The organism is Arsenophonus sp. ENCA, from assembly GCF_002287155.1.
Taxonomy (GTDB): domain Bacteria; phylum Pseudomonadota; class Gammaproteobacteria; order Enterobacterales; family Enterobacteriaceae; genus Arsenophonus; species Arsenophonus nilaparvatae.
Genome location: NZ_NHNG01000731.1, coordinates 1 through 4,378, shown reverse-complemented (window position 1 = coordinate 4,378; position 4,378 = coordinate 1). Strand labels below are relative to the sequence as shown.

6 protein-coding genes are annotated in these 4,378 nt (G+C 39.4%); 1 reads left to right on the top strand and 5 read right to left on the bottom strand.

Annotated elements, in window-relative coordinates; translation table 11 throughout:
• Positions 1–730: IS66 family transposase (locus CBG25_RS18975; RefSeq protein ID WP_290604254.1), on the top strand; the 730-nt coding region annotated here is incomplete at its 5' end.
• Positions 731–766: 36 nt separating this feature from the next.
• On the opposite strand, the gene parM is transcribed toward CBG25_RS18975, so the two are convergent.
• From parM to CBG25_RS18950, 5 genes are all read right to left on the bottom strand, one after another.
• Positions 767–1,168, bottom strand: coding sequence for a plasmid segregation protein ParM domain-containing protein (gene parM / locus CBG25_RS18970; protein WP_290608609.1), 402 nt, complete (start codon positions 1,166–1,168; stop codon positions 767–769).
• A gap of 292 nt (positions 1,169–1,460) precedes the next feature.
• Positions 1,461–2,000 (bottom strand): ProQ/FINO family protein, encoded by a 540-nt coding sequence (locus tag CBG25_RS18965; protein ID WP_290608607.1) that lies wholly within the window; start codon positions 1,998–2,000, stop codon positions 1,461–1,463.
• Between the two features lie 4 nt (positions 2,001–2,004).
• Positions 2,005–2,994 (bottom strand): Rpn family recombination-promoting nuclease/putative transposase, encoded by a 990-nt coding sequence (locus CBG25_RS18960; RefSeq protein WP_290608605.1) that lies wholly within the window; start codon positions 2,992–2,994, stop codon positions 2,005–2,007.
• Between the two features lie 233 nt (positions 2,995–3,227).
• Positions 3,228–3,554 (bottom strand): 3'-5' exonuclease, encoded by a 327-nt coding sequence (locus tag CBG25_RS18955; RefSeq protein WP_290608604.1) that lies wholly within the window; start codon positions 3,552–3,554, stop codon positions 3,228–3,230.
• A 186-nt stretch (positions 3,555–3,740) separates the two neighbouring features.
• A complete protein-coding gene (locus CBG25_RS18950; RefSeq protein ID WP_290608602.1) occupies positions 3,741–4,046 on the bottom strand; it encodes a hypothetical protein in 306 nt (101 codons plus the stop codon).
• Positions 4,047–4,378: the final 332 nt, after the last annotated feature.

Here is a 4,378-nt window from a genome sequence, read left to right as displayed (position 1 = left end):
GTATGGCACCGGCAGTGATGTGCGAAATGTGGAAGATAACACGCCGCACCTGGTTATCTACGACTACCAAGACTCGCGCAGCGGGCGTTGCCCGAGCGAATTCCTGGTAAACTATACGGGGTATCTGCAAGTTGATGGCTACGCGGGTTATCATGGCACGGAAGCTCAACTCGTTGGCTGCATGGCGCATGCGCGCCGTAAATTTGAAGAGGCTCGGCGAGCCCAGCCGAATACCAAAGTAGGCAAAGCCATTTGGGCCTTAGGGTTAATTCAGAAACTGTACCGGATAGAAAAAACGTGTCAAGGGCTTTCTCCTGAAGAGATTTACCGACGGCGACAGAGCGAAGCGCGTCCATTGATGGAGGAGTTTGAAGCCTGGTTATCAAAGACGAAGGTGCTCCCGAAAGGCTATCTGGGTAAAGCCATTGGTTATTGTCAAAAACAATGGCCAAAGCTGATGCGCTATCTGGAGGATGGTCGTTTGAGTATCGACAATAACCGCGCCGAACGGGCGATAAAGCCTTTTGTAATTGGTAGAAAAAACTGGCTGTTTGCCAATACGGAATCCGGTGCCCATGCCAGCGCGCTATTGTACAGCCTGGTGGAAAGTGCACGTATCAATGGACTTAACCCATACGATTATCTTTTGGCGTTGCTGACGGCGCTAAAATACCCAGATGAGGATATCGACTGGAACGCACTACTACCCTGGAAAATCACCTTACCTTAAACCACGCAGCAGCGCACTGTGTGGTTCCAATGACGCTTACATATTAACTTTCTTTAAGATATTTTCTTTTTTTCGCTGAATATTCTTTTCGTTAATTTGCGCATCTTCCGTAAAGAATTCAGTAACAGGAAGCGTCACAGTCAACTCAATATCTTGAGGGAGTAAACCTGAAGTTAAAAGCGCATGGTGAATGGCGAGTCGGTTGAGCGCGCTGTATTGGTAGGACACATGCGTTGTTTCAATAACAGAACTACTCCCGATATCGAAAGTATATTTTTTATCATCAACTAAATAATTGAATACTGGATTATTACTCAATATCTCAGTATTCCAACCTTCTTTAAAGCTATTCGGTGATATATGTGTCACTATCTTTTCATTTTCTAGCCAGGCTAATTTAACGCTAGTAGAACCATCATCACAGGCAATTTTCAACATAAATAAACCCAATAAAGTAATTATATCTTACATAACTTAACTCAAAATGAGTTAATATTTAAATAAAATCTTATTTTGAGAATTAATTAAAATAAAATATTGCATAAATAAATAATAATATTAACTTAACCATCTCAAAATGAGTCATTAAATTACTACTTTAACTCATTACAACTCAAATTGAGAAAATAAAATAATAAAACCTCAAACTGAGGCTTATAAATAAAAAAAATACACTTTTGTTACATTAAGATAATAACAATCTTACTCACTTTGAGCTTGCTGTCTTTAGTTATATCTTTTTCTTGTTTCGTCGTGGTAAACGTCGCAAATTATCGTCAACATCGGCTTGGGTGACTTTTCCTACTATCTGACCGTCTTTGTCATAACGAAACGCGCCTAACTGGATAAGTACCCGATAATCAGCGTGATAACCAATACTACCTAAACAGGCTCTTAAACGCCTTCTGGCTATCTGTAACTCCTTTTCCTTCACTTCTTGCCACATATCTTGTTGTATACCAATTTTCATTGGGCATAACTTGCCATCAGGAAAAAGATAAGGCCAAAAAGTGGTTATCTGTAAGATGGCTTCTTCTAACGGCAATCGTTTTTTAGGTGGTTTAGGGGTTTTAACCTTCACTACCTGTTTAGGTTTTTCAACCTTCTTGGGCTGAGGTTTTGCTACCTTTTGGGGTTTCGGTTTTTTTGCCTGTTTTTTAGGTGTAGCATTCACCCAGACCTTTTTACGGTAAACTGAGTTACTTTGGGGCTGCTCTTCCTGTGAAGCCTTTCTAGGGGGATTGAGAGTTAATTTCTGGCGTTCGGTCATAATTTTAATCTTTAAACAGGTTACTCATTTCAGTATCAGTGAGACCCGTTGATAGTTTCACGATATCTCTTTCTACGCCTTTCTCAAGAAGTTGGCGCGCTATCTTCATCGATGCCTGTTTTTCGCCCTTTTGCATCCCCTTTTGTTCACCAATTTGAATCCCTTCTTGAATTCCTTCAATTTTACCTTCTTGAAGGCCTTCTGCTTTACCTTGTTGTATACCTTTTTGAATTCCGATCTCTTCAATTTGTTGAGCAATAGTCATAAGTGCTCCTTCGTGTTTCTCTGATTGTTTGGCTATCTCAGTGATAAATTCCATTGGTTTTTTGGCGTTACCTTCCTGAATGAGATAGTTAAACAACGTTATCACTTGATTATCGGTATAATAATTATACGACAACAGCGTAACGATTTCATTCATAAGCTCCGTCATATCGCGTCTTCGAATGTGCTTCTGTATCAGGGTCAACAAAGCCATTCGCTTATGCTTCATAATCTCACCATCTTCAAGTGTGGTGACATCGGCTAACTTAAAGGGATTGGTGTAGATACGCTCTGCGAGTTTTCTGTCATGAAAACAGTCAAGCCAATGAGTGCTATAGGGATAAGGAATTTTTTCGCCTGTGTAAAACAGGATAGGAAACACTAACGGTAATTTTTTGTGGCCAGCCTCTAAATGTTTTTGCATAGCGGCCATACTATAGCGCATCAATCGCCAAGCCATGAGCTTATCAGGCGTGGATTGGTGCTCAATTAATACGTAGATATATCCTCTTCCTTTCGTTGTGCTGACGGAATAGAGAATATCACTCTGGTAATTCTTCATATTACTATCGATGAATGAGCCAGATTCTACTTTGATGCTATCCGAGTCACACAATGCCTTAATCTCATCAGGTAACCAGATATCGAAGAAATCTTTAGCCGTTTCTTTCTCACTTAAAAACTGCTTGAATACACTATCGTGTGGGGTTGGGGTAAATTTTTTACTCATCCGATATCTTCAATGATGGCTAGCGTCAGATTGAATTATGGCAAACAAACAGGCTATATTAAATACTCTATTTATTCATTACATATCAGACATCATAATCCAGCCATACAAAAACGCACCATATCTTCTCAGGTGCGTTTATTTTTTGTTACGGGTATTCTCTTTCATGCTAATCACAAGAAAACCGCTCAAAATCGATTACAGGCGGTTTTATGGGCGTTCCTGAATCAATCCTATGCCGTTTTTTCATGCTCAACAACTTTGGCTAGAATATTTACCAACAATTTATTGATGATAAGTGTCTTCTTCGCTCTGGTCGCGGAAACATACAGCAAATTCACTTCATCTTTAAAGGCTGCTTTGTTCATTTCAGGGTCAAAAAGATTATTTGGAAAGTCATGATTGATTTCGACAATATCCCACTCCAGTCCCTTTGCGCGGTGGGCAGCGGTAACCGTAACCGTTGCTTCATCTTCACTGTCTACCGTTCGTTTGCGTAAAATATCCACTTTCTTGGGTAACGGGGTAAATTTTTCGATGATTTTGATAGATTGCAACATTTCCTGGTCACCACTAAGCCTGTTGCTTAATAGTGAAATAAAACTGCTTTCAATAAAAACAAGTTAGATACATCTAAAAAACACAAAAATAGGTTATTTTTTAATCTTATATAGGTCATTTTTAATTCAAAAATTGATTATTTTATCATCAATAGCTGGTTTTTTTGTAAGTCACAATTAATTTTGCTATTGAGCAACAGGCTTACTGGCATTCGCCATGCGCTTATAATTCGAATAATCGTGATATTCTGTGTAAAGCCGTTGGTTACTCATCTTCTTTCGTTTACCGAGTGAAAACCAGTGAAGGTTAATTAATTCATCGATACGATAAGCCGCTATCCCGTTGACCCAGTAAATAGTCCCTTTTTTGCTACTGGCTTCCAGCGCCGAACCAATTACGCCTGCTATCGTTCGACTGAGTATGGCGTGGTGAGGAAAGCCTTGCTTAGGTATATCAATGAGCATGTTATCTTTTTCACCTCTGCCAACCACCTTATATCTTGATCATTGACTGTCAAAGGTTAATGATCCCCAACTGATCATTGGGATGTTACCGGTGAGTTTGTACGCTGCCTTAAGCTTAGAGCTTGTACCTCAGATTAAACCCTGGTGACATATTCATCATCGTCTTCAAAACCGAACGGTATCTTGTGCTACGAGCACGTATTTATAAGGAAGGTTAGGACGATATATTCAATTATCTGTTTTTCATGAGAGAATTTACCATGATCAAAACCTCAGTGGGTATTGATGTCGCTAAATTAAAATTCGATGTTGCAGTATGGGTTGAGAGAAAAAAATATAAAACAAAGGTGTTTTCAAAT